The organism is Allobosea sp. ASV33 (assembly GCF_016428755.1).
Lineage (GTDB): Bacteria > Pseudomonadota > Alphaproteobacteria > Rhizobiales > Beijerinckiaceae > Allobosea.
On the sequence record NZ_JAELTI010000114.1, the window covers coordinates 1 to 15,902 of the forward strand.

The 15,902-nt window shown below is 66.9% G+C and carries 15 protein-coding genes, 1 tRNA gene and 1 pseudogene; 11 read left to right on the forward strand and 6 right to left on the reverse strand.

Translation table 11 applies throughout. The features are described 5' to 3' along the window. Positions 1 to 518: type I methionyl aminopeptidase (locus JHD80_RS23675; RefSeq protein WP_199092443.1), on the reverse strand; the 518-nt coding region annotated here is incomplete at its 3' end. A gap of 211 nt (positions 519 to 729) precedes the next feature. Here JHD80_RS23675 and JHD80_RS23680 point away from each other — a divergent pair. The 5 genes from JHD80_RS23680 (at position 730) to gpt (ending at position 6,435) form a co-directional block, all read left to right on the forward strand. Beyond that, positions 730 to 1,911, forward strand: a complete 1,182-nt coding sequence (locus JHD80_RS23680) for an HD-GYP domain-containing protein (protein ID WP_199092445.1) — start codon at positions 730 to 732, stop codon at positions 1,909 to 1,911. 54 nt (positions 1,912 to 1,965) lie between these two features. Continuing rightward, positions 1,966 to 2,817, forward strand: coding sequence for an FkbM family methyltransferase (locus tag JHD80_RS23685; protein ID WP_199092447.1), 852 nt, complete (start codon positions 1,966 to 1,968; stop codon positions 2,815 to 2,817). A 94-nt stretch (positions 2,818 to 2,911) separates the two neighbouring features. Beyond that, entirely contained in the window at positions 2,912 to 3,682 is a 771-nt protein-coding gene (locus JHD80_RS23690) for a competence/damage-inducible protein A (RefSeq protein WP_199092449.1), read from the forward strand. Positions 3,683 to 4,001: 319 nt separating this feature from the next. Continuing rightward, positions 4,002 to 5,804 (forward strand): methyl-accepting chemotaxis protein, encoded by a 1,803-nt coding sequence (locus JHD80_RS23695; protein WP_199092451.1) that lies wholly within the window; start codon positions 4,002 to 4,004, stop codon positions 5,802 to 5,804. A 121-nt stretch (positions 5,805 to 5,925) separates the two neighbouring features. Beyond that, positions 5,926 to 6,435: a xanthine phosphoribosyltransferase gene (gene gpt / locus JHD80_RS23700; protein ID WP_199092453.1), complete on the forward strand. Its 510-nt coding sequence runs from the start codon at positions 5,926 to 5,928 to the stop codon at positions 6,433 to 6,435. A 17-nt stretch (positions 6,436 to 6,452) separates the two neighbouring features. On the opposite strand, the gene JHD80_RS23705 is transcribed toward gpt, so the two are convergent. Together JHD80_RS23705 and JHD80_RS23710 are read right to left on the reverse strand one after the other, a co-directional pair. Next, a complete protein-coding gene (locus tag JHD80_RS23705) occupies positions 6,453 to 7,346 on the reverse strand; it encodes a DMT family transporter (protein ID WP_199092455.1) in 894 nt (297 codons plus the stop codon). 140 nt (positions 7,347 to 7,486) lie between these two features. Beyond that, a complete protein-coding gene (locus JHD80_RS23710; RefSeq protein WP_199092457.1) occupies positions 7,487 to 8,080 on the reverse strand; it encodes a DUF2239 family protein in 594 nt (197 codons plus the stop codon). A 229-nt stretch (positions 8,081 to 8,309) separates the two neighbouring features. Between JHD80_RS23710 and JHD80_RS23715 the strand changes: the two genes are divergently transcribed. The 3 genes from JHD80_RS23715 to JHD80_RS23725 all read left to right on the forward strand — a co-directional run bounded on the left by JHD80_RS23715 (position 8,310) and on the right by JHD80_RS23725 (position 10,720). Continuing rightward, positions 8,310 to 9,875 carry an AMP-binding protein gene (locus JHD80_RS23715; protein WP_199092459.1) on the forward strand — a complete coding sequence of 522 codons (1,566 nt, stop codon included), beginning with the start codon at positions 8,310 to 8,312 and terminating at the stop codon, positions 9,873 to 9,875. Positions 9,876 to 9,922: 47 nt separating this feature from the next. After that, entirely contained in the window at positions 9,923 to 10,579 is a 657-nt protein-coding gene (locus tag JHD80_RS23720) for a DUF1190 domain-containing protein (RefSeq protein WP_199092461.1), read from the forward strand. A gap of 54 nt (positions 10,580 to 10,633) precedes the next feature. After that, positions 10,634 to 10,720, forward strand: a tRNA-Leu gene (locus JHD80_RS23725). A 50-nt stretch (positions 10,721 to 10,770) separates the two neighbouring features. Here JHD80_RS23725 and JHD80_RS23730 read toward each other — a convergent pair. Then, on the reverse strand, positions 10,771 to 11,418 hold the full coding sequence (locus tag JHD80_RS23730) for a DUF938 domain-containing protein (RefSeq protein WP_199092463.1): 648 nt from the start codon (positions 11,416 to 11,418) through the stop codon (positions 10,771 to 10,773). Between the two features lie 111 nt (positions 11,419 to 11,529). On the opposite strand from JHD80_RS23730, the gene JHD80_RS23735 reads away from it, so the two are divergent. From JHD80_RS23735 to chrA, 3 genes are all read left to right on the forward strand, one after another. Further along, complete coding sequence (locus tag JHD80_RS23735; protein WP_199092465.1) at positions 11,530 to 12,807, forward strand: hemolysin family protein; 1,278 nt, start codon at positions 11,530 to 11,532, stop codon at positions 12,805 to 12,807. Positions 12,808 to 12,936: 129 nt separating this feature from the next. After that, positions 12,937 to 13,770 carry a chromate resistance protein ChrB domain-containing protein gene (locus JHD80_RS23740; RefSeq protein ID WP_199092467.1) on the forward strand — a complete coding sequence of 278 codons (834 nt, stop codon included), beginning with the start codon at positions 12,937 to 12,939 and terminating at the stop codon, positions 13,768 to 13,770. A 17-nt stretch (positions 13,771 to 13,787) separates the two neighbouring features. Beyond that, a complete protein-coding gene (chrA, locus tag JHD80_RS23745; RefSeq protein ID WP_349237341.1) occupies positions 13,788 to 15,158 on the forward strand; it encodes a chromate efflux transporter in 1,371 nt (456 codons plus the stop codon). Positions 15,159 to 15,215: 57 nt separating this feature from the next. Here the strand turns inward: chrA and JHD80_RS23750 are convergent, their stop codons facing one another. Both JHD80_RS23750 and JHD80_RS23755 read right to left on the reverse strand, forming a co-directional pair. Beyond that, on the reverse strand, positions 15,216 to 15,530 hold the full coding sequence (locus JHD80_RS23750; RefSeq protein ID WP_199092471.1) for a hypothetical protein: 315 nt from the start codon (positions 15,528 to 15,530) through the stop codon (positions 15,216 to 15,218). Positions 15,531 to 15,601: 71 nt separating this feature from the next. Continuing rightward, positions 15,602 to 15,902 (reverse strand): annotated as a pseudogene (locus JHD80_RS23755) (hypothetical protein); the annotation flags it as partial.

A 15,902-nucleotide genomic window follows, 5' to 3' on the forward strand; every position in this document is an offset into this window, starting at 1 on the left:
CGCTCGGCCTCGGCATAGCGCTGGATGGCGAAACCGATATCGCCGGTGGTGGCGCCGGCGCGCACCGCCTTGATGCCGCGCTGCAGGCTCTCATAGGTGATCTCGACCAGACGCTCGGCCTTCCGCGAGATCTCGCCGACGCCGTACATGCGGCTCGAGTCGCCATGCCAGCCGTCGACGATCAGTGTGTAATCGATATTGAGGACGTCGCCCTCGCGCAGCGGCTTGTCGTCGGGAATGCCGTGGCAGACGACATGGTTGATCGAGGTGCAGATCGACTTGGTGTAGCCGCGGTAGAACAGCGTCGCCGGATAGGCGCCGTTATCCATGGCGAACTGGAAGGCGAGATCGTCGAGGCGCTGCGTGGTGACGCCGGGCTTGACGTAGGAGCCGAGCATGTCGAGCCCCGCAGCGGTCAGCCGGCCGGCCTTGTGCATGGCCGCGAAGGCCTCGGGGCCGTGAATCTTGATGGCGGGCTCGCGCGAACGCGAGCGGCCGATGGTATCTTCGAAGGTCATTGCGCGCGGAAAACTCCTTGCCCTCATATCTATTGCGTTTGATGGCGCACGCAAGCCGATTACCGCGCGGGAGGCCGGCGCGGCGCGTGCATTGCCGCTGGGTCAGCGATGCACGGGCGGTCGTTGCCTCGATGTTGGCGGAATTGTAACTTTTTCGTGGCAACGTATCCGCCGCACCTTTCGTCCGCCCGGCATGCTTCCCCTTGGACATATGAAAGCGTCAGTTTCCCAGGCACCGCCCGATTCCTCCGATCCGACGCTCAGCGTGCTCGACCAGTTGTTGCTCGACCTCGCGATGGCGCGCGGCATCGACGAGGTGATGGCAGTCGTGCGCCGCAATGCGCGCGGACTGACCGGCGCCGACGGCATCAGCTTCATCCTGCGCGACAACGGCCGCTGCTACTATGCCGACGAGGATGCGGTCGCGCCGCTCTGGAAGGGCCAGCGTTTCCCGATGGATAGCTGCATCTCCGGCTGGGCGATGCGGCATGGCGAGGTCGTCGTCATCGAGGATATCGACGAGGACGAGCGGATTCCCCACGAAGCCTACCGCCCGACCTTCGTGCGCAGTCTGGTGATGGTGCCCGTCCGGCAGGACGATCCCGTCGCCGCGATCGGCGCCTATTGGGCGCATCGGCACCGCCCGGCGCCGGAGGTGATCCGGGCGTTGAGGCGGATTGCCAACAGCGCGGCGGTCGCCATGACCAATATCGCGCTGGTGAACTCGCTCTCGGCGGCGCTGGAGGAGGCGGAGCGCGCCAAGGACGCCGTCATTCTGGCCATGGCCTCGCTCGCCGAGACGCGCGACAACGAAACCGCCAACCATGTCCGCCGCACCCAGCACTATCTGCGCGTCCTGGCCGAGGCTGCGCGCGAGCGGGGCCTCTTCACCGAGGAGCTGGACGATGCGACGCTCGACCTGCTGTTCAAGTCGGCGCCGCTGCATGACATCGGCAAGGTCGGCATTCCCGACAGCATCCTGCTGAAGCCCGGCCGGCTCGACGATGACGAGCGAGCGACGATGCAGACCCATGCCGAGCTCGGGCGTATCGCCATCGCCGATGCCGAGCGCCATCTCGGCGGCTCCAGCTCGTTCCTGAGGCTCGCCAAGGAAATCGCCCATACGCATCACGAGCGCTGGGACGGGACGGGCTATCCGCAAGGGCTCGCCGGCCAGGCCATTCCGCTCTCCGGGCGATTGATGGCGATCGCCGACGTCTATGACGCGCTGGTCACCAAGCGGGTCTACAAGGAAGCGATGACGCATGACGAGGCCGTCGCGGTGGTGATCGGCGAACGCGGGCGGCAGTTCGACCCTCAACTCGTCGACATCTTCCGCGAGATCGCGCCGCGGTTCGGCGAAATTCACGCCCGCTTCGCCGACGGGCACTGAGGCCGCCTGCGACGACTGGCGCCGGAGCGCGCCGAGGTGTATCAGGCTGGCGCAATGGCCATCACCGAACAGAACCCGGCGGAAGAGCAGCCTTTCGGCGCCTTCGCTCCGAAAGCCTATCTCGCGCGCATCATCGCCTGGACGCGCGGAGCGTCCGACAGCTTCCTCGGGCGCAAGATCGCCTATGCGCTGCGTCGCCTCGGCCTGCGGTCGCTCGACGGTGCGCCCGTCGATATCGAGTCGCTGGGGGCGAAGATGCGCCTCTATCCGAGCGGCAATGTCTGCGAGAAGCGCGTCCTGTTCACGCCGCAATATTTCGATGCGGTCGAGCGGGAACTGCTGGTCTCGCGGCTGCGGGAGGGTTTCACCTTCATCGATATCGGCGCGAATATCGGCGCCTACTCGCTTTTCGTCGCGGCGCGGGCCGGGCGGGGCGCACGGATTCTCGCTGTCGAGCCGCAGCCCGAGATCTTCGCCCGTCTCGCCTTCAACATCGCGCAGAACCCGTTCGGGACGGTGAAGGCGGTGGCCTGCGCGCTGGCCGACAAGCCGGGCGAGCTGACCCTGTTCATCGATCCGACCAATCGCGGCGAATCGAGCGTCCGTATCCTGAATTCGAGCGCGGCGACCTCGGTCAAGGTGCCGGCGATGACGCTGCTTTCGCTGGTCGAGGGCGAAAGGTATCAGCGCATCGATGCGATCAAGCTCGATGTCGAGGGGGCCGAGGACCTGATTCTCGAGCCCTTCTTGCGCGATGCGCCGCAGGCGCTCTGGCCTGGCTTCATCATCATCGAGGATTCCCGCCAGCGCTGGCAGACCGATCTCGCCGGCCTGCTCGCGCGCAGCGGCTACACGCTCGTCGCCCAGACGCGGCTCAACCTGGTCTTCGAGCGCAAGCCGGCCTGAACGCGCGCCTGCGGCATGGCCGGCGCGCCCACCGCGGCGCTTGAGCCCTTCGCGGGGAAAGCCTAGCTCTTGGCTGAAAGCCAGGAGCGCCGCCATGTCCGCCAACGAATCCAATTCCACCGCCACCATCGTCACGGCCGCGATCCTGGTGATCGGCGACGAGATCCTGTCCGGGCGGACGAAGGACAAGAATATCGGCTATATCGCCGAATATCTCACCAATATCGGCGTCGAGCTGCGCGAAGTCCGCGTCGTGCCTGATGTTTCCGATGAAATCGTCGCGGCGCTCAACGCGTTGCGCGGCCGCTACACCTATGTCTTCACGACCGGCGGCATTGGGCCGACCCATGACGACATCACGGCTGATGCGGTCGCGGCGGCTTTCGGCGTCACGATCGACCACGACCCCCGCGCCGTTGCGATGCTGTCGGAGCGCTTCTCGCCGGCGGAACTCAACGAGGCCCGGATGCGGATGGCGCGGATTCCGGCCGGGGCCGACCTGATCGCGAACGCGATCTCCAAGGCGCCGGGCTTCCATATCGGTAACGTTTACGTGATGGCCGGCGTGCCGTCGATCATGCAGGCGATGCTCGATGTCGTCGCCCCGACGCTGCAGACCGGCGCGAAAGTGCTGTCCGACACGGTGCAGACCGGGTTGCGCGAGGGAGATATCGGCGGACCGCTCGCCGAGATCGCGAAGGCCCATCCGGGCGTCTCGATCGGCTCCTATCCGTTCTGGTCGGAAACCGGCCCCGATACGAATATCGTCGTCAGGTCCCGCGATGCCGAGAAGCTGCTGGCTGCGATGGCTGCCGTGAAGGCCATGGTGGCCTCGGAAAAGCAAAAGACGATTTCCCAATCGTAGTTTATGCAACTTATGCGATTTTATATACAACTACACGGAGAGTTTTTGTTTTCGCTCTTGATATTATACTCTTCGTTCGATTTTGCGGCGTATTGACGGGAGTCCATATATCGTTGCTAGAAGATTTTTCTACTATAAGTTGAGTTAAATTCTATATGGCAACCATTCATAAACCGATTGATGCGATATTCGAGGGGTGGCCGGACAGCATTCGGCCTCTCCTGCTGCGCTGCCGCGTCGCGGGCATCCAAAAACGGCTTTCAGGATGACGCCGGCCCGATGAAGCCTCATGCGCGGGCCGCGCCGAGGGGGATCTCAGATGCCGCTTTTTTCTGGCCTTTTCTCGAATCGGCACGCTGCGGGGCAGCTCGACGCGATCAACCGCTCGCAAGCGTGGATCGAGTTCGACCTCGAAGGCAAGATCCTGGATGCCAACGAGAATTTCCTGTCGGCGATGGGTTACACGCTGGCGGAGGTGAAGGGCCAGCATCACAGCCTGTTCGTCACGCCCGAGGAGAAGGCCAGCCCCGCCTACAAGCAGTTCTGGGCCGATCTCGGCCGGGGCGAGTTCTCGCGGGGGCAGTATCTGCGGCTCGGCAAGGGCGGCAAGGAGATCTGGATCCAGGCGAGCTACAACCCGATCATGGGGGCAGGCGGCAAGCCGGTCGGCGTCATCAAATACGCCTTCGACGTCACCGAGCAGAAGAACCGCCTTGCCGATCTCGAGGGGCAGCGCGCCGCGATCGACAAAGCGCAGGCCGTGATCGAATTCGATCTCACCGGCAAGATCCTGACGGCGAACCAGAATTTCCTGAGCGTGCTCGGCTATTCGCTGCCCGAGATCGTGGGACAGCACCACCGCATGTTCGTCGATCCGGCCGAGCGCGAGACGCCCGCCTATCGTGGCTTCTGGGAGCGCCTCGGCCACGGCGAATACGATGCCGGCCAGTATCGGCGCATCGGCAAGGGCGGCAAGGAGATCTGGATCCAGGCGAGCTACAACCCGATCCTCGATGCGCAAGGGCGGCCCTACAAGGTCGTCAAGTTCGCCTCCGACATCACCGCGACCTTCAAGGGCAAGCAGCTCGAGGCGGCGGTGAAAGAGACCAGCGCGGTGATCGACCAGGCCAAGGGCAAGGACCTGACCGGACGCGTGCCGCTCGACGGCAAGACCGGAGAGGTCGCCACGCTCTGTGCCGGCGTCAACGACCTGCTGGATACGCTGGCGGAGGTGGTCGGCACCGTGCGCGACATCTCGGCGCGCATCGACAATGCCTCGCTTAAGATCACCTCCGACAGCCAGCAACTGGCCGAGCGGACCGAAGCGAACGCCGCGAGCCTGCAGGAGACGGCCGCGACGACCGAAGAGCTCGCCGCATCGGTCAAGCATAGCGCCGGCAATTCGAAGATGGCGGTCCAGCTCGGCAACGAGGCGAGCGAGGTCGCGTCCCGCGGCGGCGCCATCGTGACCGAGGCGGTCGCGGCGATGGGGCGGATCGAGCAGGCCTCGTCGGGGATTTCCGAGATCATCTCGATGATCGACGAGATCGCTTTCCAGACCAACCTTCTCGCGCTCAACGCCGCGGTCGAGGCGGCGCGGGCGGGCGATGCCGGGCGCGGCTTCGCCGTGGTTGCGACGGAAGTGCGGGCGCTGGCCGCCCGCTGCAGCGAATCCGCCAATGGCGTCAAGACATTGATCGCGAATTCTGCGCAGCAGATTCAAGCCGGCGTCGGCCTGGTCAAGGATGCCGGAACGACGCTGGGCGAGATCGTCGGCGCTGCCTCCAAGGTCGCATCGACGGTCAGTGAGATCTCGCAGGCGACGACCGAGCAGGCGAACGGCATCGACGAGATGGCCCGGACCGTCGCGCATATGGATGAGATCACGCAGCAGAACTCGCTGCTCGCCGAGCAGAGCGCCAGGGTCGCCCGCGATCTCCAGCAGGAGACCGCAGCGCTGAGCACGATGGTCTCGGCCTTCCAGCTTGACGGCGACCGGCAAAGGGCTGCGCCGCAACTGGTCCATTCCGCCCCTCCCGCGCCGGCCCGCGCGCCAGCGCCGGTGATGCGCGGCCGGCGGGTGGCCGGCGGCGGCACGGCGGACGGTTGGGCCGAATTCTGAGGCGGTTTATCGACGCTCGGTTGGGGATGTTCGGCGCGCGCCTCTTGTCAGGCGCGCGCCGATAGGCTTTTCGGTCTGAAACCGGCGCCTTTTCGCGTCGACCAAGTCCGGAGCGCTGTCCATGGCCGAACCGTCCTCGAACAAGGCTTTCCCGGTCTCCTGGGATCAATTCCATCGCGATGCCCGGGCGCTTGCCTGGCGCCTCGCCGAGAAGGGGCCGTTCGAGGCGATGGTCTGCATCACCCGCGGCGGGCTGGTGCCGGCGGCGATCATCTGCCGCGAGCTCGGCCTGCGCATGATCGAGACGGTCTGCGTCGCGAGCTATCACGACTACAAGAACCAGACCGAGCTGCAGGTGCTCAAGGACATCGCGCCGAACATCAAGGCGATCGGCGACGGCACCGGCAAGGGCGTGCTGGTGGTCGACGACCTCACCGATACCGGCAAGACGGCGCGCGTCGTGCGCGAGATGCTGCCGAACGCGCATTTTGCCACGGTCTACGCCAAGCCGGCCGGCGTGCCCACGGTCGATACCTTCATCACCGAGGTTAGCCAGGACACCTGGATCTATTTCCCCTGGGACCTGGGACTTTCCTATGTCGAGCCGATCGCCAAGGGCCACAAGGGCTGAGCACCGGCGGCCCCGTCTCAGCCGGTCGAGGGCGAGCGGAACGCGACCAGCATGCCGGTGACGACGATCGCCATGCCGGCGATCTCGGTGGGCGAGGGCGTCTCCGCCAGCAGCAGCGCGCTGGCGGTAGCCGTCGCGACCGGAACCAGCGGCAGGAACAGCGTCGCCTTGGCTGCGCCCAGCGTCGCGACCGTGCGGGCGTAGAGATAGAGCGCGACGACGCCGACCAGGACGCCCTGGTAGAGGGCCTGGAGCAGGATCTCGGCAAAAGGCATGCGCGCCATATGGATCGGCAGCGTCAACGCCACGGCCACGAGCAGCGGCACCGAGAGGATGCATGAGGCGGCGGTGATCTCCAGCGAGCTTGCGCCCCAACGCCGGGCGAGCAGCCCGAAGATCGACCACAGGAAGGCGATCAGCACGAAGAGCAGGTCGCCGATCCAGGCATCGGGCCGGGACGGGGACAAGGCGAGCGCATCGCGCGAAAAGATGCCGATGCCGAGCACGATGATGCCGAGGCCGATGAGCCGCATGCGTCCCGCGCGCTCGCCGGTGACGAGGAAGATCAGCAAGGCCGTAAAGACCGGGATCAACCCCGGCGAGATGATCGAGGAGTGCAGCGCCGGCGCGAAATGGGCCCCTCCGACCAGGATCAGGCTGTAGAGCGGGCCGATCAGCAGCGCCATCACCCAGGCGCGCGGCCAGCCGAGCGAACCGACCGGGAAGGGGTGCATGTTCCGGAGCGCCCAGGGCAGCAGCACGGCGGCAGCGGAGACGAAGCGCAGGATCGTGACATCGGCCGGCGTCATGTCGATCAGCATGGCGTGCCGCGAAACGACCGACTGGACGCCCCAGATGAGCGCGGTCAGCAAGCCGCAGAGAATGCCGAGCCACGGCGTGCGGGAGGTCATGGATGGGCGGCTTTCGGCAGGGCGATGCAGGCGGCGGGACGGTGGCGCTGCTATGCCCTTGCCGTATCCGGCCAGCAACCCGCGCGCGAGCGATGCCGGGATGCTTGCGAGGCAGGTTGCAGGTCGCTCGTCGCTCGGCTTCAGTCGCGTGTGGCGCCAGGGTCGGCCAACAGTCTCTTGGCATAGGACCGGATATCGGCCGGCCAGCTTCGGCTATGCGCGGCAAAGCGTGCGTCATCCCCGGCGAAGAGGGCGCGCGACGCTTCCTCGAAGCCTTCGCGATCGCCCGCCATCGTCGCGATGAAGGCGTAGGCGCGTTCCTGGGCCGCCCGGGCCTGGCTGCGCCCGCCATCGCTCTTGCGCGCGTCGTCGACCAGCCGCCGCAGGGCCTGCGAGGCGCCACCCGGCTGAAGGGCGAGCCAGTCCCAATGACGCGGCAGCAAGGTGACTTCGCGCGCGACGACGCCGAGCTTCGGGCGGCCGCGTCCGCGCGGCGCGTCGTCGCTTGGCGTTGCGATGTCGCCGCTGCGAGGAGCGTAGCGCGCTGCGATCTCCGCAGCGTCGCCCCGCAGGTCGAGATCGACCACCTTTCCGGTCGCGTCGTCGAAGACGAGGATCGCGGCGGCCGGATCGGCCGTCAGTGCCGCCTTCACGGCCAGCGCGACGGCGACAAGCGGCCCGCACGCGATGCGGTTGGTGTCATGGAAGGCGGTATGCGGCGCGGGCTCGGACATGGGGGGCTCCTCGAACGGTGGGATTATTATCCGGGTTAATTGATCGTGGCAATATGGTCCGGGTAAAATTTATCGACGAGCCGCGCCCGCATGGCTGCCCACATTCCGGGGTCGAGGCACTGCGCCATCTGAGAATGACGAGCTCTCTGGCTTCATCCGGCTTTGAAACCGGTATCGATCCCACTAGTTTGACCAGCAGAAGAAACGCCGACCGGGAGACACGCCAGACATGGCGGCCACCAGCCTCGACGCCGCGGGCGCGCGGATCACGATTTTCCGCGCCTTGCTTCAGACCATCGCCCGCCATGGCAAGGGCCGCATCGCGCTGGAGGATCCAGAGCGCCAGCCGATCACCTATGGCCGGCTCGTGCTCGGCTCGCTGGTGCTGGGGCGCAAGCTCGCGGCATTGACCGCGCCGAAGGAGCATGTCGGCGTGCTCCTGCCGAACATGCAGGGCATGGCGGTGACGCTGTTCTCGCTCTTCGCTTATGGCCGGGTGCCGGCGCTGCTGAATTTCACGGCCGGCGTCCGCAACCTGCGTGCGGCGGCGGAGCTGGCGCAGCTCAAGACCATCGTCACCTCGCGCCGTTTCGTCGACCAGGGCAAGCTCGACGAAGAGATCGCCGCCTTGGGAGAGGGGCGGCGCGTCGTCTATCTCGAAGATATCCGCCGGGAGATAACGAGCTTCGACAAGGCGCTCGGCGCCTTGCAGGGCCTGGCGCCAGGCCTCGTGCATCGCGCATATGAGGCGCAGCCCGACGACACCGCCGTGATCCTGTTCACCTCCGGCACGGAGGGCAAACCGAAGGGCGTGGCGCTGAGCCATGCCAATATCGTCTCGAATGCCAGGCAGGTCTTCGCCCATGCGGCCGGCGCGATCTCCGAGCACGACGTCTTCATGAACCCGCTGCCGGCCTTCCATTCCTTCGGGCTCACCGCCGGGATGATGGTGCCGCTGCTCCACGGCATGAAGGTCGTGCTCTATCCGAGCCCGCTGCACTACAAGCAGGTGCCGAAGCTGATCGCCGACATGAAGGCGACCTTCCTGCTCGCGACCGATACCTTTTTGCAGGGATACGCGCGCGCTGCAGAAAAGAACGATCTCGGCAGCGTCCGCTATGTCGTGGCCGGTGCCGAGCGGGTGAAGGCCGAGACCAAGCGGATGTGGGAGCCCTACGGCACCACCATCCTCGAAGGCTATGGCTGTACCGAGTGCTCGCCGGTACTGGCCGTCAACACGCCGGCCGCGATCCGGGAAGGCACGGTCGGCAAGCTCCTGCCCGGCATCGAGGCGAAGCTCGAGCCGGTCGAGGGCATCCACGAGGGCGGAAGGCTCACCGTGCGCGGGCCCAACGTCATGGCCGGCTATCTCGACCCCGACCAGCCCGGCCGCATCATCCCGCCCGAGGGCGGCTGGCACGATACCGGCGACATCGTCGTGATCGAGGACGGCTTCGTCGCGATCCGCGGCCGGGCCAAGCGCTTCGCCAAGCTCGGCGGCGAGATGGTCTCGCTCGCGGCGGTCGAGACCATGGTCGCCAAGGTCTGGCCGGACCAGAACCACGTCGTCGTCGCGCTGCCGGATGCGCGCAAGGGCGAGCAGCTCGTGCTCGTCACCGAGACTCCGGATGCCGACCGTGCCGCGTTGCAGGAAGCCGCCAAGGAGCAGGGCTTCCCGGAATTGTGGGTGCCGCGCGCGATCCTGGTGACGCAGGCGATCCCGGTGCTCGGCAACGGCAAGATCGACTACGGCGCGACGCGGGAGCTCGCGGCCTCGCGCAGGTCGCTGCTGTGAGGCCGCTTCGCTGCCGTAATGCCACAATTGTAATTCTATTACGCCGCATGATGATTCCGGGTTCCGCCCTGGCGCTGTTGCGCGTCGCCACCCTCGCGCCCGTCCTGTCGCTGACGGGGCCTGCCGATCTCGCCGCGCAGGCCCCCGGGGCGGTCTATGTGCGCCGCGACGAATGCGTCGAGGCCGGCAAGCTCACCGCTGAACAGTGCGAATTCGCCTATCGCAATGCCCGCGCCGAATTCGAGCAGGCAGCACCACGTTACGGCTCGCGCGCGGCCTGCGAGCGTAGCCACAAGCGCTGCGGCGCGCAGATCGTCTCGGCCGGCGGCTGGGAATCCTTCGGGAAGGGCGGGGCCACCTATGTGCCGCGCTTCATCGGTGTCCGTGTCACGGGCGATGGCGCCGCGCGCCGGGCCGTGCCGGTGGTCGAGGGCACGGCCAAGGTCGCCTTCGCGGGGCGTCCCGTGACGGAGTTGCAGGACAAGGTCGCTGGGCGACGCGGCATCATCGGCCAGGCGAACAGCGTCGGTCGCGGCAACCACGGCCATTCGGCTCAGAGCGCCGGCCCCTATATCAAGCGCGGGGATCGCGACGATACGGTGCGCGTGCCGATGGAGGAAAAGGCCATCGGCTCCGATGTGAAGCCGGGTCTTTATGTCGATCCCGACGGGGTCGAGTGGTACAAGCCCGCCCGCCCGCACTGAGCGCTTCGCGGAGGCTTGCGTCGGCTGCGCCCGCCCGCTATCGCTGTCTCGGCCGCGGACGTGGCGAAACTGGTAGACGCACGAGACTTAAAATCTTGCGCCTTCAAAGGCTTGCGGGTTCGAGCCCCGCCGTCCGCACCAATTCTGCGGCGGGGCGATTCCCGCTTGCGCGGCGGCGCGCTGTCGACCGGTCAGCGCTTCCTGAAAATCACGCTCAGGTTGTTCGCGGGCATCTCGACGATCGCGGGTGCGCCGAAGCCGTTTGCAGCGCCCAGCGCCGCGACGGCGTGGAGGTCGCGCAAGCCCCAGGCGGGATCGCGGCTGCGCAGGCTGTCGTCGAAGGCGGCGTTGCTTGGCTCCAGGGGGCGATCCGGCCGGCGATAGGGGCCGTAGAGATAGAGCGGCTGGCCCGGCTTCAACAAGCGCCCCGCCTGCCGGAACAGCCCCTCGGCCGCCGCCCAGGGCGCGATATGGATCATGTTGATGCAGAGGATCGCGTCGGCCGCTTCGACCGGCCAGCGCGAGGCGGCCGCATCGAGGAGGAGCGGCGGGAGGATGTTGCCGAGGCCCGATTCCCGCGTCCAGGCTGCGATGCTCGTCACCGCATCCGGCGAGGGATCGCTCGGCTGGAAGGTCAGGTCGGGGAGGGCGCGCGCGAAATGCACGGCGTGCTCGCCCGAGCCGGAGGCGATCTCCAGCACGCGCCCGGACGAAGGGAGGATATCGGTCAGGATAGCGAGGATCGCGTCGCGATTGCGCTGGGCCGAAGGCGCGCGCAGGCGAGGATCGGTGCCGGCCTGTGCGTCGGCGGCCGGCTGCCAGAAACTGGGCTTGCTCATCATACGCTCACGAATCTTTCGCAGCGCCCATCGCGTTGGGGCCGCGATCCGCTATAAGGAGGCTGGAAGCGGACCGCCAGATGTCGTGGTTTCGCAGCAAGCAGGCTGGTTTTGTTAACCGAAATCCTGATCGTCGTCGCGCTGACGATCGTCAACGGTCTCCTCTCGATGTCGGAACTCGCGGTGGTTTCGTCACGCACCGCGCGACTCAAGGTTCTCAGCGATCAGGGCAACAAGGGCGCCGCGACGGCGATGCGCCTGGCAGAAGATCCCGGCCGCTTTCTCTCCACCGTTCAGATCGGCATCACGCTCGTCGGCGTCCTCTCGGGCGCGTTCTCGGGCGCCACGCTCGGCGCGCGCCTGTCGGAATGGCTGGGCACGCACGGTTTCTCGCCGTCGATGTCGGATACGCTCGGCGTCGGCCTCGTCGTTCTCGCCATCACCTATCTCTCGCTGATCCTTGGCGAACTCGTGCCGAAGCAGGTCGCGCTGCGCGATCCCGAGCGCGTGGCTGCGCGGGTCGCTCCGGCGATGTCGCTGCTCTCGAAGATCGGCGCGCCGATCGTGTTCCTGCTCGACATCTCCGGCAAGGCCGTCTTGCGCCTGCTCGGCCAGAGGGGAGAGACCGAGGAGAAGGTCACCGAGGAAGAGGTTCGCACCATCATTGCCGAGGCCGAAACGGCCGGCGTGCTGGAGCGTGACGAACGCGAGATGATCGCAGGCGTCATGCGCCTGGCCGACCGTTCGGCGCGCGCGCTGATGACGCCGCGCCGCGAGGTCGATGTCATCGATCTCGAAGACAGCGCCGAGGAAATCCGCACGCAATTGCGCGCCACGCGACGCTCGCGCCTGCCGGTGCAGGACGGCGAAGCCGATTCGATCGTCGGCGTGGTCCTGGTCAAGGATCTGATCGAGTTCCTTCAGGCCGGCGATACGCACGACCTGCGCGCGCTGGTGCAGGAGGCGCCGATCGTGATGGACACGGCCGATTCGCTGCATGTGCTGCGCGAGATCCGCTCCAGCCGCGTGCATATGGCGCTGGTCTTCGACGAGTACGGCCATTTCGAGGGCATCATCACCCCCGGTGACGTGCTGGAGGCGATCATTGGCGCCTTCCAGGAGGAGGAGGAGGACGAGCCGGCGATCGTGACCCGCGCCGACGGTTCCTATCTCGTCGCCGGCTGGATGCAGGTCGACGAGTTCTCGCATGAGCTCGGCATCCCGATCCCGCGCGATGCCGATTTCCAGACGGTCGCCGGCTTCATCCTGGCCGAGATGAACCATCTGCCGAATGTCGGCGAGAGCTTCGACAAGGGGCATTGGCGCTTCGAGGTCGTCGATCTCGACGGCCGCCGCATCGACAAGATTCTGGTCAGCCGGATCGAGTGATCCCGCCGGCGTTGACGCCGGCGGAGCCGCCATGATCTAGTCGCAGCCAAGGGGTGCATCGCGACGACCCCGTGAGGCTTAGGCCCAATGTTCGCGTCCAACTTCCTCGCTTCAGGATGGACGCAAGCCATGTCTTCCAACGAACAGATCACGGTCGCCCAGCTGTCACGGCTGGTCGGCCTTCCCGACGCGCCGGCGATCATCGATGTCCGCATCGACGAGGATGTCGCCACCGACCCCACCTTCCTGCCCGCTGCGATTCGCCGCGACTATCGCACCGTCGCGGGCTGGGCCTCCGATTATGGTGAGCAAAGGCGCGTGGTCGTCGTCTGCCATCAGGGGCTCAAACTGAGCGAGGGTGTCGCAGCCTGGCTGCGCCATCGCGGCATCGCGGCCGAGAGCCTCGAAGGCGGACACCAGGCCTGGCGCCAGGCCGGCGGGCTTACCTTCTCGCCGGAGCGTCTGCCGGCTCCGGGAGTGGACGGCGGCAGCGTCTGGGTGACGCGGGCGCGACCGAAGATCGATCGCATAGCCTGCCCCTGGCTGATCCGGCGCTTCATCGACCGGCAGGCGGTGTTCCTCTTCGTCGCTGCGGCCGAGGTCGAGGCCGTGGCCGACCGTTTCGGCGCCACGCCTTTCGATATCGAAGGCGTGTTCTGGAGCCATCGCGGGCGGCTCTGCACCTTCGATGCGATGATCGCGGAGTTCGGGCTGGTTTCGCCGGCGCTCGACCGGCTGGCGCGGATCGTGCGGGCCGCCGATACGGCGACGCTGGAGGCCGAGCCTCAGGCCGCCGGCCTGCTTGCGGCCTCGCTCGGGCTATCGCGCATGTACAAGCACGATCTCGAACAGCTCGAGGCCGGCATGCTGCTTTACGACGCCTTCTATCGCTGGTGCCGCGACGCGGGCGAGGAAACCCATAATTGGCCCGTCCCGAAAGCGGCGGGGGAGGCAAAGCGATGAGCGTTGCGGAAGGGGACATGACGATGCAACCGGCGGAGCGCTTGCCGACGCTGGGCGAGGCGACCCGTATCTGGGCGAAGATCGGCTTTCTGTCCTTCGGCGGACCGGCCGGCCAGATCGCCTTGATGCACAAGGAACTGGTCGAGGAGCGTCGCTGGATCGGCGAGGAGCGCTTCCTGCATGCGCTGAACTACTGCATGCTCCTGCCGGGACCGGAGGCGCAGCAGCTCGCCGTCTATATCGGCTGGCTTATGCACCGGACGATCGGCGGGCTGATCGCCGGCTTGCTGTTCGTCCTGCCCGGCGCGCTGGTGATGCTGGGGCTCAGCATCCTCTATGTCACCTGGCGCCATGTGCCGTTGGTCGACGGCCTGTTCTTCGGCGTGAAGGTGGCGGTGCTCGCGATCGTCATCGAGGCAGGGCTGAGGATCAGCCGCCGGGCGTTGAAGACCGGTGCGATGGTCGGCGTCGCGATCGCGGCTTTCGCCGGCATCTTCCTGTTCAAGCTGCCGTTTCCGCTCATCGTCCTGCTGGCGGGGCTTGCGGGCTGGGCCGGCAGCCGCATCCGGCCCGGCTGGTTCGGCAAGGCGAATGCGGGCGGCGCTGCGGATGCCGCGGGAGAGGGACTGCTCGACGGCCTGCTCGCTCGGGGAGAACTCGACCATGTGAAGCCTTCAACGGAGCGCGCGGCACGCGTGCTGGCCATCTGGCTGCCGCTCTGGCTTGGGCCGGTCGCTCTGTTCTGGTTGCTGGCGGGCTCTGCCAGCGTCTGGACGCAGATCGGCGGCTTCTTCAGCGCGATGGCGGTCGTGACCTTCGGCGGGGCCTATGCGGTTCTGGCCTATGTGGCACAGGCGGCTGTCGATGGCTTCGGCTGGTTGACAGCCGGCGAGATGCTCGACGGGCTCGGCCTCGCCGAGACGACGCCGGGGCCGCTCATCCTCGTGCTCGAATTCGTCGGCTTCCTCGCTGCCTTCCGGGCACCGGGCAGTTTGCCGCCGCTGGTTGCCGGCGGGCTCGGGGCGCTGCTGACGGTGTGGGTGACGTTCGCGCCGTGCTTCCTCTGGATCTTCCTTGGTGCGCCTTATGTCGAGGCGTTGCGCGGCAACCGAGCGATTTCGGCGGCGCTCGGGGCGATCACCGCGGCGGTGGTCGGCGTCATCGCCAATCTCGCGGTCTGGTTCGGGCTGCATGTCCTCTTCCGCGAGGTCTACAGCCTGTCCTTGCTCGGGATGAGCCCGGAGGTGCCGGTCCTGTCATCGCTGGACTGGCGCGCGGCTTTGCTGGCGGCCGGAGCCGCCATCGCGCTGCTGCGCTTCAAGCTCGGCATGGCGCCGGTTCTCGCGATCTGTGCGGTGGCCGGCGTCCTGCTGAAGGGCGGGTTCTGAGGCTTGGATCTGCATAGGCTTTCTCGAAAGCCGCGTGCCACTTTTCGAGCCGACGCTTTAACGCCGCGGCTCGTCCGGCTCGATGATGCGGTATTCGGCGTCGATGACCTCGACGCGATCGGGCTGACGCCGCTGGTTGGCGAACGGATTGGCCGGGTCGATGCCGGCCGCCTTCAGCTTGGCCTTGAGGCGCCAGACCGCGATCGCGCCGACGACAAGCACGACCGGGATCAGGATAAGCGCGAGGCTTGCAGCCAGCAGGAACAGCGTGACGCCGACGACGAGGCTCGCCGCCATGGCAAGCCAGGCCTGCCAGCGCGGCATGGCGCGGGCGCGACCGTTGAGCTGCTCGTAGAGATTGACGCGGATCATCTGGTTTCGGTCCCTTCCCTTGATCGCAGAGATAGGGAGCGATTGCGGCTTTGGCGAGGTGTGCTGCGCGGTCAGGCCGCATCCTGCCAGTCGTAGAGCCAGCCATAGCGATTGCGCAGGCCCTCCGGCCCCAGCCGTTTCAATGCGAAATCGCGGGCGATGCTGAGCGGCCAGCCCATGTGGTAGTTGCGGCCGTTGCCACGGCTTTCCTCCTGCACGCGGGCGACGCGCTGGGCGCGGGCCTTGGCATAGGTAGCGAAGGCGGCGGGAACGCCGGCAGCACCGTCGCGGCCGAGCGCCTCGGCAAGCAGGCGGGCGAGCACGGCGGCGTCCTCGATCGCAAGCGACGCTCCTTGCGCGAGGAAGGGCAGG

What these genes read in the sequence shown, in the direction of transcription:
- JHD80_RS23680 (WP_199092445.1), top strand. Translation starts at nt 730, where the DNA reads ATGAAAGCGTCAGTTTCCCAGGCACCGCCCGATTCCTCCGATCCGACG.
- JHD80_RS23685 (WP_199092447.1), top strand. Translation starts at nt 1,966, where the DNA reads ATGGCCATCACCGAACAGAACCCGGCGGAAGAGCAGCCTTTCGGCGCC.
- JHD80_RS23690 (WP_199092449.1), top strand. Translation starts at nt 2,912, where the DNA reads ATGTCCGCCAACGAATCCAATTCCACCGCCACCATCGTCACGGCCGCG.
- JHD80_RS23695 (WP_199092451.1), top strand. Translation starts at nt 4,002, where the DNA reads ATGCCGCTTTTTTCTGGCCTTTTCTCGAATCGGCACGCTGCGGGGCAG.
- gpt (WP_199092453.1), top strand. Translation starts at nt 5,926, where the DNA reads ATGGCCGAACCGTCCTCGAACAAGGCTTTCCCGGTCTCCTGGGATCAA.
- JHD80_RS23705 (WP_199092455.1), bottom strand. Translation starts at nt 7,346, where the DNA reads ATGACCTCCCGCACGCCGTGGCTCGGCATTCTCTGCGGCTTGCTGACC.
- JHD80_RS23710 (WP_199092457.1), bottom strand. Translation starts at nt 8,080, where the DNA reads ATGTCCGAGCCCGCGCCGCATACCGCCTTCCATGACACCAACCGCATC.
- JHD80_RS23715 (WP_199092459.1), top strand. Translation starts at nt 8,310, where the DNA reads ATGGCGGCCACCAGCCTCGACGCCGCGGGCGCGCGGATCACGATTTTC.
- JHD80_RS23720 (WP_199092461.1), top strand. Translation starts at nt 9,923, where the DNA reads ATGATGATTCCGGGTTCCGCCCTGGCGCTGTTGCGCGTCGCCACCCTC.
- JHD80_RS23730 (WP_199092463.1), bottom strand. Translation starts at nt 11,418, where the DNA reads ATGAGCAAGCCCAGTTTCTGGCAGCCGGCCGCCGACGCACAGGCCGGC.
- JHD80_RS23740 (WP_199092467.1), top strand. Translation starts at nt 12,937, where the DNA reads ATGTCTTCCAACGAACAGATCACGGTCGCCCAGCTGTCACGGCTGGTC.
- chrA (WP_349237341.1), top strand. Translation starts at nt 13,788, where the DNA reads ATGACGATGCAACCGGCGGAGCGCTTGCCGACGCTGGGCGAGGCGACC.
- JHD80_RS23750 (WP_199092471.1), bottom strand. Translation starts at nt 15,530, where the DNA reads ATGATCCGCGTCAATCTCTACGAGCAGCTCAACGGTCGCGCCCGCGCC.